This is a genomic window from Eubacterium sp. AM05-23, from assembly GCF_003477535.1.
Taxonomy (GTDB): domain Bacteria; phylum Bacillota; class Clostridia; order Eubacteriales; family Eubacteriaceae; genus Eubacterium; species Eubacterium maltosivorans.
This window is the reverse complement of record NZ_QUDF01000001.1, coordinates 224,874-248,248: the sequence shown is the minus strand read 5'-3', so window position 1 is coordinate 248,248 and position 23,375 is coordinate 224,874. Positions and strand designations below refer to the sequence as shown.

The 23,375-nt window shown below is 47.8% G+C and carries 15 protein-coding genes; 6 read left to right on the top strand and 9 right to left on the bottom strand.

Features of this window, described 5'->3' with window-relative positions; translation table 11 throughout:
• Window positions 1-35: 35 nt before the first annotated feature.
• Together DW091_RS01040 and pyrB are read right to left on the bottom strand one after the other, a co-directional pair.
• Complete coding sequence (locus DW091_RS01040) at window positions 36-467, bottom strand: aspartate carbamoyltransferase regulatory subunit (RefSeq protein WP_058693320.1); 432 nt, start codon at window positions 465-467, stop codon at window positions 36-38.
• Window positions 460-1,386, bottom strand: coding sequence for an aspartate carbamoyltransferase (gene pyrB, locus DW091_RS01035; RefSeq protein ID WP_058693319.1), 927 nt, complete (start codon window positions 1,384-1,386; stop codon window positions 460-462). The genes DW091_RS01040 and pyrB overlap by 8 nt, the downstream gene beginning before the upstream one ends.
• 286 nt (window positions 1,387-1,672) lie before the next feature.
• Here pyrB and DW091_RS01030 point away from each other — a divergent pair, with 286 nt between their 5' ends.
• The 5 genes from DW091_RS01030 (at window position 1,673) to DW091_RS01010 (ending at window position 7,060) form a co-directional block, all read left to right on the top strand.
• Entirely contained in the window at window positions 1,673-2,566 is an 894-nt protein-coding gene (locus DW091_RS01030) for a fumarylacetoacetate hydrolase family protein (RefSeq protein ID WP_118517182.1), read from the top strand.
• A gap of 387 nt (window positions 2,567-2,953) precedes the next feature.
• Complete coding sequence (locus DW091_RS01025; protein ID WP_038352545.1) at window positions 2,954-3,586, top strand: cobalamin-dependent protein; 633 nt, start codon at window positions 2,954-2,956, stop codon at window positions 3,584-3,586.
• A 244-nt stretch (window positions 3,587-3,830) separates the two neighbouring features.
• Window positions 3,831-4,472, top strand: coding sequence for a cobalamin-dependent protein (locus DW091_RS01020; RefSeq protein ID WP_058693317.1), 642 nt, complete (start codon window positions 3,831-3,833; stop codon window positions 4,470-4,472).
• Window positions 4,473-4,475: 3 nt separating this feature from the next.
• Window positions 4,476-5,180, top strand: coding sequence for a GntR family transcriptional regulator (locus DW091_RS01015; RefSeq protein ID WP_013382418.1), 705 nt, complete (start codon window positions 4,476-4,478; stop codon window positions 5,178-5,180).
• Between the two features lie 14 nt (window positions 5,181-5,194).
• Window positions 5,195-7,060: a glycerophosphodiester phosphodiesterase gene (locus DW091_RS01010; RefSeq protein ID WP_158577796.1), complete on the top strand. Its 1,866-nt coding sequence runs from the start codon at window positions 5,195-5,197 to the stop codon at window positions 7,058-7,060.
• Window positions 7,061-7,474: 414 nt separating this feature from the next.
• Here DW091_RS01010 and tuf read toward each other — a convergent pair whose 3' ends face one another.
• The 7 genes from tuf to DW091_RS00975 form a co-directional block, all read right to left on the bottom strand.
• Window positions 7,475-8,668: an elongation factor Tu gene (tuf, locus tag DW091_RS01005; protein WP_058693315.1), complete on the bottom strand. Its 1,194-nt coding sequence runs from the start codon at window positions 8,666-8,668 to the stop codon at window positions 7,475-7,477.
• A 174-nt stretch (window positions 8,669-8,842) separates the two neighbouring features.
• Window positions 8,843-10,918, bottom strand: coding sequence for an elongation factor G (gene fusA, locus DW091_RS01000; RefSeq protein WP_058693314.1), 2,076 nt, complete (start codon window positions 10,916-10,918; stop codon window positions 8,843-8,845).
• 74 nt (window positions 10,919-10,992) lie between these two features.
• Window positions 10,993-11,463 (bottom strand): 30S ribosomal protein S7, encoded by a 471-nt coding sequence (rpsG, locus tag DW091_RS00995; protein ID WP_013382422.1) that lies wholly within the window; start codon window positions 11,461-11,463, stop codon window positions 10,993-10,995.
• Window positions 11,464-11,574: 111 nt separating this feature from the next.
• Complete coding sequence (gene rpsL, locus DW091_RS00990) at window positions 11,575-11,949, bottom strand: 30S ribosomal protein S12 (protein ID WP_013382423.1); 375 nt, start codon at window positions 11,947-11,949, stop codon at window positions 11,575-11,577.
• A 132-nt stretch (window positions 11,950-12,081) separates the two neighbouring features.
• Window positions 12,082-12,321: a ribosomal L7Ae/L30e/S12e/Gadd45 family protein gene (locus DW091_RS00985; RefSeq protein WP_118517180.1), complete on the bottom strand. Its 240-nt coding sequence runs from the start codon at window positions 12,319-12,321 to the stop codon at window positions 12,082-12,084.
• A gap of 138 nt (window positions 12,322-12,459) precedes the next feature.
• Window positions 12,460-16,212 (bottom strand): DNA-directed RNA polymerase subunit beta', encoded by a 3,753-nt coding sequence (gene rpoC / locus DW091_RS00980; RefSeq protein ID WP_074618147.1) that lies wholly within the window; start codon window positions 16,210-16,212, stop codon window positions 12,460-12,462.
• Window positions 16,213-16,286: 74 nt separating this feature from the next.
• Window positions 16,287-19,970, bottom strand: coding sequence for a DNA-directed RNA polymerase subunit beta (locus DW091_RS00975; RefSeq protein WP_058696323.1), 3,684 nt, complete (start codon window positions 19,968-19,970; stop codon window positions 16,287-16,289).
• Between the two features lie 704 nt (window positions 19,971-20,674).
• Here DW091_RS00975 and DW091_RS00970 point away from each other — a divergent pair.
• Complete coding sequence (locus tag DW091_RS00970; RefSeq protein WP_118517179.1) at window positions 20,675-23,332, top strand: cation-translocating P-type ATPase; 2,658 nt, start codon at window positions 20,675-20,677, stop codon at window positions 23,330-23,332.
• Window positions 23,333-23,375: the final 43 nt, after the last annotated feature.

Sequence of the window (23,375 nt, the reverse complement as noted above, 5' to 3'; positions counted from 1 at the left end):
AAATCTTTTTATTCTTTCAGAATTTGGACTCAGCTTCATTTCTCAATAAACGTTGTGTATGAATCGCAGTATTCGCAGCGGTATAATTTCTTTTCGGCGTCTACCAGGTAGAAGTCAATATCGCCCACGTCCTCGTACTGGGTGATGCAGCGCGGGTTTTTACACTTCATGATGCCCGTGACCCGTGTCGGCAGTGTCAGCTGTACCTTGCTCACCAGCTCACCGTTGTTGACAAAATTGATGGTGACGTTGGGGTCGATAAGCCCCAGAACGTTCATGTCCAGCTCCAGGTCCGTCTCGATTTTGATCAGATCTTTCTGACCCATTTTTTTGCTGGGGACATTTTTCATCAGTACGACGACATCGTCAATTTCGTTGAGGTGCAGCTCCTTATAGATTTCAAAGCCGTGGCCGGATTCAATGTGGTCGATAATAATTCCCTTTTTCAGTTTTGATACATTAATCATTTGCGTCTACCCCCAGTAATTTAGAAATTAAAGCCATGCGCACATACATGCCGTATTTTGCCTGCTTAAAGTATACGGCGCGCGGATCATCGTCCACTTCGACGGAAATTTCATTGACACGCGGCAGCGGGTGCATCACGATCATCTCTTCCTTGGCTTTTTTCATTTTCTTTTTGTCCAAAATGTAGTAGTCTTTTAAGCGCAGGTATTCTTCCTCACTCACAAAACGTTCACGCTGAACGCGGGACATGTAAAGAATATCCAGGTCGCCGATGACATCGTCCAGGCTGGCTGTTTCGACATAGGAGCCGGGTTCCAGCATACTCAGAAAGTATTCCGGCATTTTCAGTTCCTTTGGCGAAATAAACACAAACTTGTTGCCCTTATAACGGTTCAGGGTTTTGACTAACGAGTGGATGGTCCGTCCAAAGAGCAGGTCGCCGCAAAGACCAACCACATGGCCATCACAGCTGCCCATTTCATGACGGATGGTCAGCAGGTCGGTCAGGGTCTGGGTAGGATGCTCATGACCGCCGTCACCGGCGTTGATGATGGGCATATCACAGGCCGCCTTGGAGACCAGCTTGGCTGTCCCCTCTCTCGGGTGGCGGATCACCGCGATATCGGCGTAACAGCCGACAGTTCGGATGGTATCGGCAATGCTTTCGCCCTTGGATACTGACGAATTGGCAGGGTTGTCAAATCCAATGACCTTGCCGCCTAAGCGCAGCATGGCCGACTCAAAGCTGAACCGCGTACGGGTGGATGGTTCGTAAAAAAGGCTGGCTAATAATTTTCCCTTGCAAACGTCAATATAATCATCCTGATTTGCAATAATATTATCAGCCAGCCCAAAAATGGATTCTAATTCTTCTATGGTAAAGTCACCGGGTTCTATTAAATGTCTTCCTTTTAGCATCTCTTGCCTCCTTGGCTTAAAATTCGTCCACGACGTGCATTTTTGCAAAAAAAAACACCTTTTCAAACTGTCAAAAGGGCGTTTCACGCAATATTTATGCACTATATTACTCTAAGGTCGTGGTCATCTTTAACAGGGGTTTCCTCTGCCCTTTTGTTAAGAGTTTAATTAAATTAATGATAAAGTATAACCTCAAAAATGTCAATATCTTAAAGGTTCAAAATATTGGCCTTTACTAAGAAATTATGGTAAGATTAAGCAAATGAAATGAACGGAGGTAATTCAAATGTATTTTGTCACCTATCAATACGCATCTTTTAGCGAAGCGGGTATACTCACCGCAGATTTCAAACGTGTGGTACCTGTTACCACCATCGGCAAGGTGCTCGGCCTCAAGCTGCCTGAACAGATGACGGACTTTATCCGTTTAGCCGACGACGCCCTGATCGCTTCCACCTCAAAAGCCATGGCCGACAACCCCAATATGGGCATTAACCTGAACTCTGTCAAGCTGCTGGCTCCCATCCCCAAGCCTGAGCGCAATATTTTCTGCCTTGGCAAAAATTACACCGAGCATGTAAAGGAGATCAAAAATATTCCAGGCCTCGGCGCGGCTCCGGAAAGCCCCATCTATTTTTCCAAGCTCTCCTCATCGGTCACCGGTCCCGATTCGGTTATCCTGTCCCACGCCAATGCCACCAAACAGATTGACTACGAAGCTGAGCTGGCCGTTATCATTGGCAAAGAGGGCTCAGATATCGCCAAATCGGACGCTGAAGCCTACATTTTTGGTTACACCGTCGCCAATGACATCACCGCCAGAGACCTCCAGAAAAAGCATTCTCAGTGGTATAAAGGCAAATCCCTGGATACCTTCTGCCCGCTGGGCCCAGCCATTGTTCACAAAAGCGCGCTGCCCCTTCCTTTGAATCTCGGTATCCGCTGCCGCGTCAATGGTGAAACCCGTCAGGAATCCACCACCGGACACATGATCTTTGATATTCCCACCATCATCAATGATTTGTCCCAGGGCGTGACCCTGTACCCCGGCGACATCATCCTGACCGGAACCCCGGCCGGCGTTGGTCTTGCCCAGGACCCGCCCGCCTTCCTGAAGCACGGCGACATCGTCGAAGCCGAAATCGAAAAGATCGGCATTCTCAGAAATCATATACAGTAGAAATGACGCTGGGAGATTTTCAACAATATGCGGCAATCCCGAAAAATTCCCCGGCGCTCCCCCGCTAAACATCTTTTCCCCACCCATACGCCTCCCGAAATCCTGAAAACTTTTTTTGCCGGATTATTTAAAAGAAGTTTTCAGGATTTCGGGAGGTGTTTTTCTTAAAGAATACATGCTGTTTCTATGTAAATTAGTGTAATTCCTCCTGTACTTCCTTCGAAACAGATAAATTTTTGTTTTTTGTCATTTTCGAGCAAAAAATCGAAAGCGTTTTCTTGACAACGGATTCAAAAGGGAGTATCATATAATCACAAACAACACATGTACACACATGTGCTTACTGAAAAATTATTTATTCAAAAAATGAAGGGATGGTATTTTAAAATGGCAGATTGGAAAAATTTAACACAGGCAGTTGGAGACTTAGAAGAAGACGATGTAATGGAAATCTTAAATGATTTCGTAGCTACAAATCCTACCGAAGCAGAAGCTGAAGAAGCAGTTGCAGCTTGCCAGGCTGGTATGGCTGTTGTTGGTGATTTATTCGAAGAAGGCGAATATTTTGTTGGGGACTTAATTTTCGCAGGCGAATTATTAACCGAAGCAATCAATGTATTAAAACCAGTATTAGGCAGCGGCGACACAGCAGTTGCTGGCACAATCTTAATCGGTACCGCTCACGGCGATTTACATGACATCGGTAAAAATATCTTCAGAAGCATGGCTGAAGCAGCTGGTTTCCAGGTTACTGACTTAGGTATTGACGTAGCAATCGACACATTTGTTGAAAAAGCTAAAGAAATCAAACCGGACATCATCGGTATCAGCGGCGTTTTAACCCTGGCTATCGACTCTATGAAAGAAACTTCAGATGCTCTGAAAGCAGCTGGCGTAGACTCTAAATTAATCATTGGTGGTAACCCTGTTACTAAAGAAGCCTGCGAATATGTTGGCGCTGATGACTTCACAACAAATGCTGCTGAAGGCGTTAAGATTTGCCAGGCATGGGTTGGCTGAGACAAGTCCGTAAAGTAAGATCAAATATAAAAAGACACCAATAATGGTGTCTTTTTTAATTTCTTTTTTATCTTATGTCTAGATTTGTATATACAGGTTAGTATAAGTATGTTATAATAAAGACAAAACGATTTCAGATTGTTTGAATTTTTTAAGGTTATTAAGATAATTTTTTCACAAACAATCTTTTTATGGTATAATTTTTGAATAATTCTTTGTGTGAACACAAGTTAGGTAAAGAATCATGAAAGAGAGTATTGTAAGATCAGTAGAAGGGTTGTATGAGCAAAGGACACTAGAGCTGGTAAAAATCGCCGTGCGCAAGGGGTTCACCCCGCTCCAGATTTTAGACTGGCTGCGCATTGGCATGGAACGGGTCGGAGATCACTATGAGAAATGTGACTATTTCATCGCAGACCTTATTTTTGCCGGCATTATCTTTCAGGAGGTTATGGATCTTGACGAACTGAAAGCGCTGTATGCCATGCCGGCAGTGCCCAGAATGGGTAAAATTGTTGTCGCTTCTGTTTACGGAGACTGCCACGACATTGGAAAAAATATTTTTGCCTCCTTTGCAACCACAGCAGGCTTTGAAGTCATCGACATTGGCATCGATGTGCCTTCTCCCACTATTCTTGAGAAGGTACAGGAACACAAGCCTGATATTATCGGCCTCAGCGGCATGCAGCAGGAAACAACCATCGAAATGAAAAAAATCACCGACGGTCTCGAAGATCTCGGCATAAGAGATCAGATACGTGTGATGATCGGCGGAGCATGTGTGGATGACGGCGTAACGCATCTCAGTGTGGGCGCAGATTATGGCACAAAGGACGTAACCAAAGCGGTGGAAATATGCAAACAATGGATACAGGAGAAAAAGTAAGTCATGGGTGCACCTGAATATATTAAAATTGTCGAAGCGATAAAAAACAAAATAACCAGCCAGGAGCTTGAGCCCGGGGACGCTATCCAGTCAGAGAACCTTCTCTGTGAGGAATTTAACGTCAGCCGGATGACCGTGCGCAAGGGTCTGGCCGTACTCGTCAATGAGGGCTACATCTATTCAATTCCCGGCAAGGGCAATTATGTCTGCGAGCCAGATCTGGACCAGTACATCCTCCATTACAATGAGATGGCGCCTGGAAACGAGCGTGGCGATGAAGTCCGCCTGATTGAGGTGAATGTTGTCAAGCCAAGCTATGAGGTTGGCTTTAACCTGGAAATTCCCGAAACCAAGCACGTCATCGTGGTAAAACGTATTTTTTTAAAGGATGGTTTCCCCACCGCCTACGATATTAAATACATTCCCTACTACCGTGGGATTCCAATTGTTGAAAAGGAAATCCGCTACGCGACTTTCCCGGAAATGGTGGCCAAGAAAAATTCGATTTTTGCCATGACCAAAAAGCTTAAAATCCGGGCGGCCATCGCAGAAGACGAAACAGCCAGAAACCTTGAAATCCCTGTGGGGATGCCTCTTTTAGTTGTTGAGGAAAAGCTGCTGGATGAAAAGGACAAGCCTATCGGCTGGGGGATGATGTACCTGGCAGGTGAAGACGCTGGCCTCGAAGCGGTTGCTTCCTTTGATTAATGGGAGCGGATTTTATGAAAAAGCAAAAAATTCAATATAAACGCTTCTCAAGAGAGACCTTCGGCTTATTTCGCTTTAATTTCTGGCCCCTGGTCATTTTCGAAATTCTGTATTCTTTCTGCGGAAGCACGATTATCTTTCCTGTGACTGGGTTTATTCTAAAGCATTCACTCTCGGCCGCAGGACTTTTCTATATTACAGGCTCCAATATCAGCGAGCTGCTCAGGCATCCGGCGCTCTGGATTGTCGGGCTTGCACTTTTACTCATTCTGGCCTTTTATACCCTCATCGAATTTACCACGCTGGCTGTCTGCTTTCACGAAAGCCTCGCCGGACGAAAGGTTCAGATCATCCCTTTGATGCGAAGCGGCTTTAAACGGGCTCTGGCAATTTTTAAACCTAAGAATTTTCTGATGATTCTTTTCCTGATCCTCATTATCCCGTTTATGAATATGATGGTCACCTCCAATTTTATAGGAGAACTCACCATTCCAGGCTTTATCTCAGATTATATTGCCGACTCCCCGCTTTTATCTGTTATTTTTATGGCTTTGGTTGCCTTTTTGGCCGTCCTTGTCATCCGATGGCTTTTTGTTTTTAATATTTTTATTTTAAAGGATTCATCCTTTAAAACTGCCCGGCATCAAAGTGCAAAGCTGATTAAAGGACGTTTTTTCCACACATTGTGGCGTTTTTTCCTCTGGAATCTCTTTCTCGCGTTTATCAGCTTGCTCGCAGCACTGGTATTTTTACTGACCTGTATTATTCCGGCTGCCCTGATCATTGAGTATATCCAGGGAATGAGCGATCCTTCCTTCTGGTTTACGCTTTTGATCAGTTTGGTTTCCATCATTTTTCTTCTGGGCTCGAGTATCCTGGACGCGGTCGTCACACCGCTTAACTTTGCTTTTATCTCAAAGCTTTATGAGGCTTACTCTAAAGCCGACAATGCCGTGCCCGAAGATATACTGCTGGTTGAAAACAACCTATCCCTCGCCCCTCAGAAAAAGCATCTGGTCATCGCCGCCTGTGTGCTGCTGGTTATTTCCATCGGGATTAAGAGCGCGCAGATCATACTGGCCTTTGACGGCGATACTGCCGATATCCTGCTGAGCGGTCCCCAAATTACTGGACACCGCGGCAATTCCACCGAGGCGCCGGAAAATACCCGGGCTGCGCTGGAGGCTGCCATTGCCAACAACGCCGATTATGTGGAGATCGATATCGCAGAGACAAAAGATGGTGTTCTGGTTGTTTCACATGACAATAACATCAAGCGGATTTCTGGACAAGATATTGATATCTGGAACAGTAATTATGATGATATCAAGGACATTGACATTGGCAGCTGGTTCTCACCCGAGTTCAGCGGCGAGCGTCTCATGACTTTGGATGAGGCCATTGAGACCTGCCGGGGCAAGGTAAAAATGAACATCGAGCTCAAACCCACTTCCCACGATCACGAATTTGTGGAAAAGGCTGTAGAAGTTATTCAGAAACAGAATTTTAAGGATGAGTGTATTCTCGCTTCACTGGATTACGCCACCATTGAACGGGTAAAGCAAATTGATCCCAGCATCCGCACTGCTTATATCAGCGCCATTGCCTACGGTGACATTGATACCCTTCCGGTGGATGCCTTCAGTATTGAGGCCACCTTTGTCAACAAAACGCTTGTCAATGCGGTTCATCGGCAGAATAAAGATATTTATGTCTGGACAGTGGACAACGAGGAACTCATTGACGATATGATCGACCTCAATGTTGACAACATTATCACCGACGACGTGCCTCTGGCCAAGGAGCTGGTAAAAGAAAACGGCATTAACAGCCAGGATATTCTCAGAAAGACGCTCGAGCAAATTGTATTCGGTATGTAAATTTTTTATTAAGATATTGAGAATTAAAGATATTCTAAAGGTTGAACGATTAGAATAGTACTTGAGAGATAAACATCTCCCCTTTTTCTTTTCATTCCTAATTTATATAAAAGGCAGTGGGTATCGGAGCCCGTTGCTTTTTATTTTTTTGTTTTTAATCATAAAAAGGCCTCCCGAAATCCCGAATTCGCTGTTTGAAAACAGTTTTCGGGATTTCGGGAGGCTTTTTGCAGAATAAAATTAAAATTTCAGTTGCGGACGCTACATTGAAAAACAGATAAAAATGGCCGACGCCAAAAAAAGAAACCCGGCAAAGCCGGTGTTTCCACCAAAACTATCCACTATCAACTATCAACTAAAAAAAGGATCAGGCTCGAAAAAGCCTGATCCTCTAAATTCTATTCTAAACTAAAATTAGTCTGTAATAATCTTAGCAACGGCGCCGGAACCTACGGTACGGCCACCTTCACGGATCGCGAAACGTAAACCTTCTTCGATCGCGATTGGGGTGATCAGGGTGATTTCCATTTCAACGTTATCCCCTGGCATGACCATTTCGACGCCTTCTGGTAATTTGATATTACCGGTTACGTCGGTTGTTCTGAAGTAGAACTGTGGTCTGTAGCCATCGAAGAATGGGGTATGGCGGCCGCCTTCTTCTTTGGTCAGGACGTATACCTGGGCGGTGAAGTGGGTGTGTGGGTGGATGGAGCCTGGTTTTGCCAGTACCTGTCCACGTTCGATCATGGTACGGTCGATCCCACGTAACAATGCGCCGATGTTGTCGCCGGAGCGGCCTTCATCTAACAGCTTACGGAACATTTCAATCCCGGTTACAACGGTCTTTTTGATTTCGTGAATCCCGACGATTTCGACTTCGTCCCCGACGTGTACCACGCCACGTTCGACTCTACCGGTTGCGACGGTACCACGGCCGGTGATGGAGAAGACGTCTTCTACTGGCATTAAGAATGGTTTGTCGGTGTCGCGTTCGGGTTCTGGAATGTATGCGTCTACTTCTTTCATCAGTTCGACGATTTTGTCGCCCCATTCGCCGTCTGGATCTTCTAAGGCTTTTAAAGCGGATCCGATAACGATTGGTGTGTCGTCTCCTGGGAATTCGTATTCGTCTAACAGCTCGCGAACTTCCATTTCAACTAGTTCTAATAATTCTTCATCGTCGACCATGTCGGCTTTGTTTAAGAATACGATGATGTATGGTACGCCTACCTGACGGCTTAACAGGATGTGTTCACGGGTCTGTGGCATTGGGCCGTCTGCTGCGGATACGACTAAGATCGCGCCGTCCATCTGGGCTGCGCCGGTGATCATGTTTTTAACGTAGTCGGCATGGCCTGGGCAGTCGACGTGTGCGTAGTGGCGGGCGTCGGTTTCATATTCGACGTGGGCGGTTGAGATGGTGATCCCACGTTCTCTTTCTTCTGGTGCTTTATCGATGTTGTCGAAGGCTACCGCTTCACCGGTTCCGAAACGTTTGTTTAATACGGTGGTGATTGCTGCGGTTAATGTGGTTTTACCGTGGTCGACGTGACCGATGGTACCAATGTTAACATGTGGTTTGGATCTTTCAAATTTTTCCTTAGCCATTTTATTTCTCCTATTGTTATTTTAAATATTTAATGCGGTCTGCCGTAACGATCCGGCAGACCGTTTGTTTTTTATAAGGTTCACAGATGCTTCGTTATCGCGCGCATTCGCCTTTCGGCTCATAGCTCTGCGCCCTACCGATTTCTAAAAGAAATCGGACTCGACTTTTCAGCTTTATTTCGTGCGTCCTTCAATGATTTTTTCAGAAACGCTCTTCGGTACGGGTTCGTAGTGTGAGAACTGCATGGTGTAAACGCCACGACCCTGGGTTTTACTTCTCAGGGATGTTGCATAGCCGAACATTTCTGCCAGCGGCACCATACCATTGATAACCTGAGCGCCGTTGCGGGCTTCCATACCTTCTACACGGCCACGTCTGGAGTTAATATCCCCCATGACATCGCCCATATATTCTTCCGGAATAACGACTTCCAGTTTGAACATTGGCTCCATGATAACCGGATCTGCTTTGCGCATACCGTTTTTGAACGCCATAGAACCAGCAACCTTGAAGGCCATTTCGGAGGAGTCAACTTCATGGTAAGAACCGTCATAAACGGTTGCCTTGAAGTCGATAACCGGATAACCAGCTAAGACACCATTCTGCATTGCTTCCTGGATACCCTGATCGATTGGTCCGATATATTCTTTTGGAATCGAACCACCGACAGTTTTATTTTCAAAAATATAACCTTCGCCTGGTTCCAGCGGTTCCAGAGTAATGAGACAGTGACCATACTGCCCACGACCACCGGACTGACGGGCAAATTTGCCTTCTGCGTCAACCGTTTTGGTGATTTTTTCTCTGTAAGCTACCTGAGGCTGGCCGATGTTGGCTTCTACCTTGAATTCACGCAGCATACGGTCGATGATGATATCCAGGTGAAGCTCACCCATACCAGAGATAATGGTCTGGCCGGTTTCTTCATCGGTATGTGTACGGAAGGTAGGATCTTCTTCTGCCAGTTTCTGGAGTGCAACACTCATTTTTTCCTGGCCGGCTTTTGTCTTAGGCTCGATGGCAACATCGATAACCGGTTCAGGGAATACCATGGATTCCAGAATGATCGGATGATCCGGATCAGACAGGGTGTCCCCGGTAGTGGTATCTTTCAGGCCCACGGCAGCGACGATGTCACCAGTGTAAACCTTGGAGATTTCTTCACGGTGGTTCGCATGCATCTGCAGGATACGGCCAAAACGTTCTCTCTTACCTTTTGTGGTATTACGAACATAGGAGCCTGCTTCTGCAGTACCGGAGTAAACACGCATAAATGCCAGTTTACCAACATATGGGTCTGTCATGATTTTGAAAGCTAAAGCGGAGAATGGTTCCTCATCGCTTGGTTTTCTTTCGTCTTCTTCGTCCGTTTCCGGATTTGTACCTTTGATAGCAGGTACGTCAAGCGGTGACGGCATATAATCAACAACAGCATCCAGCATCATCTGAACACCCTTGTTTTTATAGGAAGAGCCGCAGGTTACTGCGATCAATTCTACGTTACAGGTTCCTTTACGGATGGCTGCCTTGATTTCCTCGATGGTGATTTCTTCACCTTCCAGGTATTTTTCCATCAGGTTTTCATCTACTTCAGAAAGGGCTTCAAGCATCTTATCGCGATAGCTTTCAGCTTCTTCTTTCATATTGTCAGGAATATCGGTGATTTCAATTTCTTCACCTAAATCATCCTTGTAGATTTCAGCCTTCATGGTAAGCAGGTCAATGATACCAATAAAATCACTTTCCTTACCGATTGGCAGCTGGATACATACTGGGTTTGCGCCCAGACGGTCACGGATCATGTCTACCGCATGGTAGAAGTCCGCACCGGTGATGTCCATTTTATTAATGTAAGCCATTCTCGGTACATGGTACTGGTCAGCCTGACGCCATACGGTTTCGGACTGAGGTTCAACACCGCCCTTGGCACAGAATACCGCTACAGAACCGTCAAGAACTCTTAAAGAACGTTCTACTTCAACGGTAAAGTCAACGTGGCCCGGTGTATCGATAATGTTGATACGGTTGCCTTTCCAATGACAAGTTGTAGCAGCAGAGGTAATGGTGATACCTCTTTCCTGTTCCTGTTCCATCCAGTCCATCTGCGCGCCACCATCATGGGTTTCGCCGATTTTATGGATTTTACCAGAATAGTAAAGGATTCTTTCAGTAGTAGTGGTTTTTCCTGCGTCAATATGCGCCATAATACCGATATTTCTTGTGTTCTCTAAACTATATTCTCTTGGCACAGATTTTTCCTCGCAATTTTAATTTGAATACTAAACAGTAAACATATCGTATAAAATCCAATAAGGATTTTATACTACCAACGATAATGTGCAAAAGCTTTGTTGGCTTCTGCCATCGCGTGTGTGTCTTCTTTTTTCTTAACGGCTGCACCACTGTTGTTCAGAGCATCCATGATTTCACCGGCTAAGCGGTCCTTCATGGTTTTTTCAGAACGTTTGCGTGCGTAAGTAACTAACCATCTTAAAGCCAGAGCCTGTTTACGGTCTGCACGAATTTCGATTGGAACCTGATAGGTGGCACCACCGACTCTTCTTGCTTTTACTTCTAACACAGGTGTGATGTTTGCTAATGCTTCTTCGAATGCTTCTAAAGCATCCTTACCGGTTTTTTCATTTACCTTTGAGAATGCATCATATACGATTCTCTGGGCAACGCCTTTTTTTCCGTCTAACATAACGTTGTTTACCAATTTAGTAACAACAACGCTACCATAAATCGGATCAGGCAATACTTCTCTTTTTGGAACTGGTCCTTTTCTAGGCACTTTGCTTCCCTCCTTAACAATTGATGTTCATCGGTACTCGACATCCAAAGTCGTTGTGCTTATACTTACAATCTAGATCTATTATCAGATTTGCAGTACGATGCACTACTCTTACTTCTTAGGCTTTTTAGCCCCGTATTTGGATCGAGCTTGTTTACGATTTTCTACGCCAGCGGTATCTAATGCACCACGGATGATCTTGTAACGAACCCCTGGTAAGTCCTTAACACGGCCGCCTTTTACCAGAACGATACTATGTTCCTGTAAATTATGGCCGATACCTGGGATGTAAGCAGTTACTTCCATACCGTTTACCAGTTTAACTCTGGCAATTTTTCTCAGAGCAGAGTTTGGTTTCTTTGGTGTAGATGTTCTAACTGCGGTACAAACACCTCTTTTTTGGGGGTTTGCTTTCAGTGCCGGAGTCTTTGTTTTGATTTCCGCGCTTTTTCTTCCTTGTTTAACAAGCTGATTAATGGTAGGCATTCAGTCCTGCACCTCCTTCTTAAAATTTTATATCAAAAATTCAAATGAAAACAGCCTTTCTGTTAAATCATTCGAAGTTTTAACCAGATATAAGCGTCAAATAAGCGCCCATCAGGCGCCTGCGCTTTCATACTATTTCAGCAGTGCGATCACTGCCGCTCCCCGCTCAATGCCGCTGTCCTGACCGAGCGCAACCTTACTTTCGTAGGGCTCGATGGGAACAGATGCTTCCTGACACGCGGTGACAATTTTTTCCTTAATAGAATCTTCGGTATCTTCAGCTAAAACAACCATGGTTGCTTTTCCTTCTTTTACAGCTTTCAGGGTCTGCTTTGTCCCGATGACCTTTAGGGTCTCACCAAAACTTTCCAATTTATACCTCCAGCAGTTTATAAGACTTTGCTAAACATACCTTTCTAATATACACTCTTTTTGCCAACTTGTCAAGCGGTAATTAAAACTTCCTTTATCTTGAAAGAAAACCCCGCCGTTTGGCGGGGTTTATGGGTTTTAGTCGTCAAGATCTCCAATAATCATATCGCTGGCTTCACTGCTGCTGTTGTCTAAGAAATCCATGTCGAACATATCAAAGGCCTTAGCCAGTTCATCGTCCTTTTCAAGGTTTTCGCGTTCTTCCTGAACAGCCTTGGCTAAGATGTTATCATCATCCATGACAATATCCATGTCGTCGGAAAGCTCCTTCACATTCGTGATATCGTCTTTGATCATATCATCAATCAGTTCTTCTTCCTCATCATCCTCATCCTCGCGGTCATAGTCAAGCTCGACGCGGCTGTAAGCCTTGACGCCGGTTCCGGCGGGCACCAGCTGGCCGATAATGACATTTTCCTTGAGACCGATAAGTGGATCGACCTTGCCCTTGATGGCAGCGTCGGTGAGCACTCGGGTGGTTTCCTGGAAGGATGCCGCGGACAGGAAGGAATCCGTTGCCAGAGATGCCTTAGTGATCCCAAGGAGCTCTCTGCTGGCCTGTGCCGGTTCCAGCCCCATATCCAGAGCTTCGTTGTTCTTTTCTTCCATTTCAAAAATATCGGTTAAGGCCCCGGTGATCAGGTCGGTATCTCCGGCATTTTCAATCTTAACCTTACGCAGCATCTGTCGGATGATCAGCTCGATATGCTTATCGCTGATGTGTACCCCCTGCAGACGGTATACTTTCTGCACTTCGGACAACAGATACTGCTGTACCGCGTCGATGCCCTTGATGCGCAGGATATCGTTCGGATTGATGGAACCTTCGGTGATTTCCTGACCGGCTTCGATTTTATCGCCGGTATGTACCTTTAAGCGTGAGCCGTAAGGAATCAGGTAAATTCTGGATTCACCGTCTGGCGCAGTGACAACTGCTTCGGTTTTCTTGCCTTCCAGAATTTCGACACGGCCAGCTATTTCTGAAATAATAGCCTGTCCCTTTGGCTTACGGGCTTCAAAAAGTTCTTCGACACGGGGGAGACCCTGGGTGATGTCGTCCGCGGATGCAACCCCGCCGGTATGGAAGGTACGCATGGTTAACTGGGTACCCGGTTCACCGATGGACTGAGCGGCAATGATACCAACCGCTTCACCGATTTCGACAGGTTTCCAGCTGGTCATATCGACACCGTAGCATTTTTTACAGACACCGTATTTGGAATTACAGTTGAATACAGCGCGGATAACAACTTTTTCAACACCGGCTCCCTGAATGGCTTCTGCCTGGTCGCTGGTGATGACTTCGTCTTTATGGGCCATAATTTCCCCGGTTTCAGGATGCACAACATCCTCGAAGGCGTAACGGCCTTCAATACGTTCGGCCAGATCTTCAATGACCTCGCCATGTTCATTGATGGCTGTTACCTCATAACCACGGGTGGTTCCGCAGTCTTCCTCACGGACGATAACGTCCTGGCTGACGTCGACAAGACGACGGGTCAGGTAACCGGAGTCCGCTGTTCTCAGGGCCGTATCGGCAAGACCTTTACGGGCACCATGGGTGGAGGAGAAGAACTCGAGTACGTTCAGACCTTCACGGAAGTTGGAACGGATTGGCAGTTCGATGACACGGCCGGTCGGGTTGGTCATAAGACCACGCATGCCCGCCAACTGACGAATCTGGTTCTTGGAACCACGGGCCCCGGAATCGGCCATCATGTTGATTGGGTTCAGTCGGTCCAGATGGCTTAACAGCGCGTCGGTTACTTCATCGGTAGCGTTGTTCCAGATATCGACAACGTTCTGGTAACGTTCCTCTTCAGAAATGAGACCACGGCGGAACAGCTTGAGGTTCTTGGCGATCTTTTCATCGGCACGGGCGAGAATTTCTTCCTTGTTTCCTGGCACCTGCATGTCGGCAACACCAACGGTGATAGCGGCCTGGGTAGAGTATTTATAGCCCAGACGCTTGATCTCATCGAGGGTTTCGGAAGTAATTGTGGGGCCGTGAGCCTTAAAACAGCGGTCGACAATTTTGGTCAGTACTTTTTTGTCAACCTGCATATCCACTTCCAGTTTAAAGTGATCATCAATGGTTTCACGTTTCACAAAGCCCATGTCCTGCGGCAGGATCTGGTTGAAAATGAAACGACCGACGGTGCTTTCCACCAGACGGGTATAGCTTTCACCATTAATTTCTTTGGTGGTACGGACCTTAACCTTGGCATGAAGCTCAACGTCGTGGTTGAAATACGCCATTTCCAGCTCGTTCATATCACAGAAAATGGAACCGGTTCCCTTGGCGTCTTCTTTATAAAGCGTCATATAGTAGGAACCGAGGATCATATCCTGTGAAGGAACGACAACCGGCGTACCATCCTGGGGTTTCAGAATATTGTTGCAGGCCATCATTAAGAAGCGGGCTTCTGCCTGAGCCTCTACAGACAGCGGCACGTGGACGGCCATCTGGTCACCGTCGAAGTCGGCGTTGTACGCGGTACAGGCCAAGGGATGGAGCTTGATGGCACGGCCTTCAACCAGAATCGGTTCAAAGGCTTGGATTCCCAGTCTATGGAGTGTAGGTGCACGGTTTAAGAGCACCGGATGTTCGTGAATGACATCTTCCAGAACGTCCCAGATAATCGGATCGAGTTTTTCGACCATTTTCTTGGCGCTCTTGATGTTCTGAGACAGCTGTCTCGCAACCAGCTCACGCATAACGAAGGGCTTGAACAGCTCGATGGCCATTTCCTTCGGCAGACCGCACTGGTACATTTTGAGCTCAGGACCAACAACGATAACGGAACGGCCAGAGTAGTCGACACGTTTACCGAGAAGGTTCTGACGGAAACGCCCCTGTTTCCCCTTAAGCATATCACTCAGGGATTTGAAAGGACGGTTACCCGGGCCAGTGACCGCACGGCCGCGTCGGCCATTGTCAATCAAGGCATCGACTGCTTCCTGCAGCATACGCTTTTCATTCTGGACAATGATGTCCGGCGCATCCAGCTCCAGCAGCTTGATCAGACGGTTGTTACGGTTGATCACACGGCGGTACAGGTCGTTCAGGTCAGAGGTCGCAAAACGTCCCCCGTCCAGCTGTACCATTGGGCGCAGTTCCGGCGGAATAACCGGGATGGCTTCCATGATCATCCATTCCGGCTTATTGTGGGAATTTCTGAAAGCTTCAATGGCTTCCAGACGTCTGGCCACACGAATCTTCTTCTGGCCGGAGCTGTCCTTGAGTTCTTCCTTCAGCACAGCGGCTTCCTGATCCAGATCCACCATCTTCAGGAGCTCCTGAATGGCTTCTGCACCAATGCCGGCAGTAAAGTCCTTGCCATAGTTGGCTTTCGCTTCCTTATATTCGGTTTCGGACAGCACCTGCTTGTACTGAAGCGGGGTTTCGCCTGGGTCCGTTACCACATAAGAGGCAAAATAGATAATTTTTTCAAGATTACGGGGTGACATTTCAAGGATCAGGCCCATACGGCTTGGAATCCCCTTGAAATACCAGATATGTGATACGGGTGAGGCAAGCTCGATGTGCCCCATCCGTTCTCTTCTTACTTTTGCTTTTGTTACTTCAACACCACAGTTTTCACAGACGATGCCCTTATGGCGAATACGCTTGTATTTACCACAGTTACACTCCCAGTCTTTGGTTGGTCCGAAGATTTTTTCACAGAAAAGACCTTCTTTTTCCGGTTTCAGGGTTCTGTAATTAATGGTTTCGGGTTTTTTAACCTCACCCCGAGACCACTCTCTGATTTTTTCAGGTGATGCTAATCCAATTTGCAACGACTTAAAGGTAAATTCTTCATTTAACAATTGGTTTTGCTCCCTTCGTATATAAATGGATAATAAAACTTGTCAATTTTCAATTCAATGGAACGACGCAGCCGTTACACTAATGAATCCGGATTGTCGATATCTTCGGCGTCGACGATGGAGATCATATCTGCGCCCGCGTAATCATCCTCGGTCGCGATATTTGCATCGGGTTCACCGCCGATTTCGTTGGCCAGTTCTTCAACTGGATCGTCTGTAAAGTCACCGTCCAGAATTTCGACGACTTCGTCATCATTGAGGATCTGAACATCCAGTGCCAAGCTCTGGAATTCCTTCATAAGTACCTTGAAAGATTCCGGAATACCCGGCTTCGGAATGTTTTCACCTTTGACGATGGCTTCGTAAGCGGCAACACGGCCGACGACGTCATCGGATTTAATGGTCAGGATTTCCTGGAGGGTATGGGCTGCACCGTAGGCTTCAAGCGCCCAAACTTCCATTTCTCCAAAACGCTGTCCACCGAACTGGGCTTTACCACCCAGCGGCTGCTGGGTAACTAAGGAGTAAGGTCCTGTGGAACGGGCGTGCATTTTATCATCAACAAGGTGATGGAGTTTTAAGTAATACATATAACCAACGGTTACCGGATTATCGAAGGGTTCGCCGGTACGGCCGTCATACAGCTTGATCTTACCATCACTCGGCAGATTCGCCTTTTCCAGAAGCTCTTCAATGTCTTCTTCGTTGGCCGGGTCAAATACTGGTGTGGCAATGTGCCAGCCAAGAGCCTTCACCGCCATTCCCAGATGAACTTCCAATACCTGTCCGATGTTCATACGGGAAGGTACGCCAAGTGGGTTCAGCACGATATCCAGCGGAGTACCGTCCGGCAGGAACGGCATGTCTTCCTGAGGAAGAACGCGGGAGACAACCCCCTTGTTCCCATGACGGCCGGCCATTTTATCCCCAACGGAGATTTTACGCTTGGTCGCGATATAAACACGCACCATGGTGTTGACGCCTGGTTTTAAGTCCTCGTCCTTGTTGGCTCTTGAGAATACCTTCACGTCAACGACAATACCAGCTTCACCGTGCGGCACCTTTAACGAGGTATCACGGATTTCACGGGCCTTTTCACCAAAGATGGCGCGCAGGAGCTTTTCTTCTGCGGAAAGGTCGGTTTCACCTTTCGGTGTGACCTTACCGACTAAAATATCCTCGGATTTCACCTCGGCGCCCACAAAGACAATTCCGCGTTCGTCAAGGTTGCGCAGAGCGTCTTCCCCGACATTCGGAATATCACGGGTGATTTCCTCTGGTCCGAGCTTGGTCTCACGGGCTTCACATTCAAACTCTTCAATATGGATGGATGTGTACTTGTCCGTTTTCAGCATATTTTCATTGATGAGAACAGCATCCTCGTAGTTGTAGCCTTCCCAGGTCATGAACCCGATCAGGGCGTTGCGGCCAAGGGCCAGCTCGCCCATTTCTGTGGAAGGACCGTCGGCGATGATCTCGCCCGCTTTTACACGCTGTCCCTTTACCACCAGCGGCTTCTGATTCACACAGGTTCCCTGGTTGGAGCGTTTGAATTTTAGTAATTTATGTTTTTCAAGGCTGCCGTCGCTGTCTCTGCGGATTCTTATATGATCAGCGTCCACAAACTCGACGGTTCCGGCTTCCCCTGCGATGGCGCAGACACCGGAGTCCTTGGCGGCCTTGTGTTCCATCCCTGTCCCGACAACCGGCGCCTTTGGAATGAGCAGCGGCACAGCCTGACGCTGCATGTTGGCGCCCATGAGGGCACGGTTGGCATCATCATTTTCAAGGAAAGGAATGAGGGCAGTCGCCACAGATACAACCTGTTTTGGCGAAATATCCATAAAATCGACGCGGTCTGGCGCAACGGTGACAAAGTCACGGCTTGAGCCTGCACGACCAGTAATCTGTTCATTGACAAAACGGTTGTTTTCATCCAGCGGCTCATTGGCCTGGGCGATGGCGTACTGGCCTTCTTCATCGGCTGAGAGATAGTGAATCTCGTCAGTAACCACCCCGTCGATAACCTTACGGTAAGGGGATTCGATAAAGCCATACTCATTGACACGGGCAAAGGTCGCCAGAGAACCGATGAGGCCGATGTTCGGGCCTTCAGGCGTTTCGATCGGACACATACGGCCATAGTGGCTGTGGTGAACGTCACGGACTTCGAATCCGGCGCGCTCACGGGAGAGACCGCCAGGTCCAAGGGCCGACAGACGGCGTTTATGTGTCAGCTCAGACAGCGGGTTGTTCTGGTCCATAAACTGTGACAGCTGGGAGCTCCCGAAGAATTCCTTCAGCGCTGCGTTTACCGGACGGGTGTTGATTAACCCCTGCGGCGTCAGGATTTCATCATCCTGAACAGACATTCTTTCACGGACAACTCTTTCCATACGGGAAAGGCCGATACGGAACTGGTTCTGCAGCAGCTCGCCAACGGAACGGAGACGACGATTGCCTAAGTGGTCAATATCGTCGGTATTCCCGATGCCATAGTCGATACCGATAAAATAAGAAACCGTCGCGAAAAGGTCAGACTGAAGAATATGCTTCGGCACCAGACGTTCCATATGGTTTTTAATTTCATCGTGCTTTTCTTCATCGGTCATTTCTTCATTGTCAAGGATCTGCATGAGTGCTTCACGGCAAACCAGTTCCTTAATTTCTAAATCGCTGATATCAAAGGGGATGTCCTGGGTATGAATATCAACGAAGCCATTACCGATGACGCGGACGATTTTATCTTCGCCCTGATGCAGGACCTTGACATTGACCACATTGATCCCGGCATTCTGGATCTGCCATGCAACGTCCTTTTTAAAGATCTGGCCTTCCTCTGCCAGGACTTCGCCGGTTTCAGGATCGATGACATCCTCAGCGGCAACCTGCCCGGTAATACGGGTAGCCAGAGATAATTTCTTATTGTATTTATAACGGCCGACGCGGGCTAAATCGTAGCGGCGGTCGTCAAAGAACATAGAGTTCAGCAGCGACTGAGCGCTTTCCACTGTTGGCGGCTCGCCTGGACGCAGTCTCTTATAAATTTCCAGAAGACCGTCGCGTTCGTCCTTCATGCCTGCTGTTTCATCTTTTTTGATGGTTTCCAGCAGACGGTAGTCATCCCCGAAAACCTCGAGAATTTCCTCGTTGCTGCCAAGGCCAAAAGCGCGCAGCAGCGCAGTAATCGGAAGCTTACGGGTACGGTCAATCTTGACGTACATGATATCGTTGGAATCGGATTCGTATTCCAGCCAGGCCCCGCGGTTCGGGATAACCTGTGCAGAATAGAGCTTTTTACCAAGCTTATCACGGGTCAGGGTGTAGTAAGCACCCGGAGAACGTACCAGCTGGCTGACAATAACACGCTCCGCACCGTTGACAATAAAAGTCCCGGTATCGGTCATTTTGTGCAGGTCGGCCATATAAACTTTCTGTTCTTTTACTTCATTCTTTTCTTTGTTGATTAAACGGACACGCACCTTTAAAGGCACATAATAAGTCTGATCCCGTTCCTTACATTCCTCAATGCTGTACTTTGGTTCTCCCTCAATGGCGTAGTCCACGAACTGCAGCACCAGATTACCGGTGTAGTCTGTAATTTCGTGGATGTCGTCAAACACTTCCTGGAGGCCCTTTTCAATAAACCATTTGTAGGAATCGAGCTGTACTTCTAATAAGTTCGGCATCTCAAGGACTTCTTTAATCTTTGAGAAGCTCTGTCTGGTTCTTAATCCGTATTGTACAGGATGCACCATAACCATCCATTATCACCCCTTGCAAATTATTTCGGCATTTTCAAAATACACTTTTTTAAGTGTATGCTCTTTTCTTTGTCGCAAAATTGTGGTACTATTTATAGAGTGGTAATTCTCCCCAATTTCGGGAATTGTCGCGAAAAAATAAAAATGGACCGAGACGAATTTCAAACCTTTGATCAGTCTGAAAAAGCGCAGCCTGCTTAAGAATTCCATTCATCAAGCATTTGGCCTGCCTTTGATCAGCAAACCCGCGCCCCATCCATAAGTCTATTTTAATTTTGTTCCTATTTATTGACGTCTGTCGGTCACATAAATAGCACAATTTTATCTTCTAATGCAATTTAATATCTTATCACAATAAATTTTGGCCGTCAAGGCTTTTTTTATTGGCTATGCAAGCCTGAAATTACCTTAAGCCTTTTTTAAAAAGACACTGTTGTGTCTTTTGGGGACAGCGACCTTAAATTTAACACAAATTTAACATTCACCCATTGACGCGCCGCCGCAAAAACTGCTATAATGCACTAACAGTTGAAAAGGGAGTAGTTTAAGACGCGCCGTCAACACCACGGTTTTCTGACCTGGCGGTGTGCGCCTATCTTTTTTGGTAACGAGACTTTTCGACAGCCTGGCAAAAGGGCTGCCGGAAGTCTTTTTTTGGTGCTTCCGGTGTATACAATCTTGACAAAGGAGTATCGATGATGTCAGAAACCTTTTTTAACCGTTCTGCGCAGGAAACACTGGACGAGCTGCATACCTCGCCCTTGGGCCTCAGCACCGCTGAGGCTGAAAGCCGGACCAAAACCTTTGGCCCAAACAAGCTTTCTGAGGGTAAGAAAAAAAGCATCGCTGTGGTTTTTCTGGAGCAGTTCAAAGATCTGCTGGTGGTGATTCTTACCATTGCCGCCATTATTTCCCTGCTTTCGGGTGAAAGCGAAAGCACCATTGTTATTTTTGCCGTTTTACTTTTAAACGCCGTACTCGGCACTGTTCAGTATGTCAAAGCTGAAAAATCCCTTGAGAGTCTTAAGGCCATGTCCTCACCGGTTGCCCGGGTGATCCGGGACGGCGCGCGCCTTGAGATCCCCTCCCAGGAGGTTGTGCCCGGCGATATTCTCTTACTGGAAGCCGGTGATCTGGTCGTCGCTGACGGACGGATTCTGGAAAATTTTTCACTCAAGGTTAACGAGAGCTCGCTGACCGGCGAATCCGAAAGTGTTGACAAAACCGCCGATACCATTTTATCCGAAAAGGTGGCCCTCGGCGACCAGGTCAATATGGTTTTCTCCGGTTCTCTTGTAACGTACGGACGTGCAACCGTTGTGGTCACCTCCACCGGTATGGGTACAGAGCTTGGTAAAATCGCCTCTCTCATGAACCAGACACAGCAGCGGAAAACGCCGCTTCAGACCAGCCTGGACAATTTCAGCAAAAAACTGGCGGTTATCATTCTGGCGGTCTGTGTGGTAGTTTTCATGCTCTCGGTTTTCCGCAGTCATATGCCCGTTCTGGATTCCCTGATGTTCGCGGTTGCCCTGGCTGTAGCCGCCATTCCCGAGGCGCTCAGCTCCATCGTAACCATTGTGCTGGCCATGGGCACACAAAAAATGGCCAGGCAGAACGCAGTCATCAAAGACCTCAAGGCCGTTGAAAGCCTTGGCGCGGTTTCCGTTATCTGTTCCGATAAAACTGGAACACTGACCCAGAACCGCATGTGCCCCCAGAAGATCTATGCCGACGGCAGTCTCACCTCCTGTGAGGATTATGACCTTACCAACGACGCGCAGCGCCTGCTCTTAAAAATCGCTCTGCTGGCAAGCGACGCCACAACAGACGAAGACGCCGGCACCTCCATCGGAGACCCCACCGAGGTGGCTCTGGTACAGATTGGCGACTCCTTCGGCATTGAAGAATCCACTTACCGCAGCCAGCATCCCCGGCTGCGTGAGCTGCCCTTTGACTCTGACCGCAAGCTCATGAGTACCCTTCACGAGCTTGAGAAGGTACCGACCCTGCTGACAAAGGGCGCCCTCGACGTCATGCTCGAACGCTCCAACTGGATTTACACCAAAGGCGGCATTGTGCCCATGACCGACGAAAAGCGCAGCGAGATCATCAACACCAACCGTTCCCTGTCCGAGGAAGGGCTCCGCGTTCTGGCCTTTGCCTACCGTGAACTGCCCGAAGTCCGGGATCTGTCCATTGATGATGAAAATGATTTTGTCTTTGTAGGCCTGATCTCCATGATTGACCCGCCGCGTCCAGAATCTGTCCAGGCTGTGGCTGACGCCAAGCGGGGCGGCATCCGCACGGTCATGATCACTGGCGACCACAAGATCACTGCGACCGCCATCGCAAGACAGGTCGGCATCTTTGAGGATGGCGACATTGCTGTGGAAGGCGTTGAGCTGGACGCCATGACCGATGCCGAGCTTGATGAAAAGCTTCCGCGCATTTCTGTCTACGCCCGTGTATCACCCGAGCATAAAATCCGAATCGTCGACGCCTGGCAGCGTCAGGGGCGCATTGTCTCCATGACTGGCGACGGCGTCAACGACGCTCCAGCCCTTAAGAAAGCCGATATCGGCGTGGCTATGGGCATTACCGGCACCGAGGTCAGTAAAGACGCAGCGTCCATGATTCTGACTGACGATAATTTTGCCACCATCGTCAAAGCCGTTATCAACGGGCGTAATATCTACGCCAATATTAAAAACGCCATTCAGTTTCTGCTCTCCGGCAACACCGCAGGTATCCTCTGTGTGCTCTACGCCTCTCTGATGGCGCTGCCCGTCCCCTTTGCGCCGGTACACCTGCTGTTCATTAACCTGCTGACTGACAGCCTGCCTGCCATTGCCATTGGCATGGAGCCTTCGCGCCGCGGACTTTTGAACCAGCCGCCCCGCAATCCAAAAGAACCGATTTTAAACGGCAGCCTGCTCAAACGCATTGTCTCTCAGGGACTGCTGATTGCCGTTGCCACCATGGCTGCCTTTTACCTTGGCCACCAGTCCGGCAGCGCCATGCTGGCCAGCACCATGGCCTTCGCCACCCTGACCCTTGCCCGCCTGTTCCATGGCTTTAACTGCCGGGGTGACGAATCCATTTTCCGGCTGAAATTCGGAACAAACAAATACTCACTCATGGCCTTCTTTGGCGGTGTTTTACTTCTGGCGGCGGTACTGTTTATACCAGGTCTCAACACCCTGTTCCTCGTGGCGCCGCTGACCCTTGGACAGATCGGCCAGATATGCCTGCTGGCATTTCTGCCTACCCTGATCATCCAGATTACTAAAATGGTCACAGGCCGGCAGCATACCAGTGCCGTGACTGGCAAACCCAGCCTGTCGGATGATTAAGCATTTAAAAAGCCCGGTTTTTCAAAAGAAAAACCGGGCTTTT